Below are 525 nucleotides of genomic sequence, written 5' to 3' on the forward strand. Positions count from 1 at the left end.
GTCGGCGGCGTTGAAACGGGTGTGGTCGGTGGTGGTACGCAGCCAGGCCGAGCCGAGCAGGTCGTCACTCTTCAGGCGCTCGGCCAGGTTCGGCTCCCCCAGGCGCTGGTGCATGCTGTGGTCGAACATGCCCACGGCGGCGGCCTGGTTGGCCAGGTAGGCGCCGGTCTCCGGACGCTGTACCAGCGACGGGGAGGGGCCTTCGGGATCGACGCAGGCCAGGCTGAAGCACGGATCGGGATCGACGGGCGGGGTTACGACCACCGGATCGGTGCCCGGATCGACCGGCGGATCCACCGGCAGCGCCGAGCGCAGGTACCAGTCGCCGTCGGTGGGATCGGTGATCCCGCCCTTGTGCAGGAAGTACTCGTAGGCACCGCCGACGGCGCGGCCGACCAGGTTGAAGCTGCCGTTGGACACACCATCGACCTGCACCAGCTGGATGCCGTCGTGGGTGAGCGCGCCGGCGCCACCGATGTTGTTGACCGCGATCCCGGTCTGGCCGGCGGTGTTGCCCAGCACATG

At 69.7% G+C, this 525-nt stretch carries 1 protein-coding gene; it reads right to left on the minus strand.

Features of this window, described 5'->3' with window-relative positions; genetic code table 11:
- On the minus strand, positions 1 to 525 hold a 525-nt coding region (locus AC06FD_RS20435), incomplete at both ends, for an autotransporter outer membrane beta-barrel domain-containing protein (RefSeq protein ID WP_478078733.1).

It is taken from the genome of Stenotrophomonas sp. Steno-Z1, assembly GCF_056393175.1.